The organism is Massilia sp. LMS1-1-1.1, from assembly GCF_040815535.1.
Taxonomy (GTDB): domain Bacteria; phylum Pseudomonadota; class Gammaproteobacteria; order Burkholderiales; family Burkholderiaceae_D; genus Janthinobacterium; species Janthinobacterium aestuarii.
Genome location: NZ_JBFPNG010000054.1, coordinates 1 through 248, shown reverse-complemented (window position 1 = coordinate 248; position 248 = coordinate 1). Strand labels below are relative to the sequence as shown.

1 rRNA gene is annotated in these 248 nt (G+C 48.0%); it reads right to left on the bottom strand.

Annotated features, from left to right (window positions below):
* A 5S ribosomal RNA gene (rrf, locus tag MRBLMS1_RS24705) occupies window positions 1-104 on the bottom strand; the annotation flags it as partial.
* Window positions 105-248: the final 144 nt, after the last annotated feature.

Here is a 248-nt window from a genome sequence, read left to right as displayed (position 1 = left end):
TAACCTACTTTCACACTGGTTGCAGCACTATCATCGGCGCAAAGTTGTTTCACGGTCCTGTTCGGGATGGGAAGGGGTGGGACCAACTTGCTATGGTCATCAGGCATAACTTGTACTGGCATTTGTCTCCTGTGGGACGACAAAGCCTGAATCTGGAAGAAGCAAAGATTGGGGTAATGACTGGTAGTATCAACAAACGCACAACGTTGTACCGTCTTATCCTCTGTACCTGCTAAGGTTATAGGGAC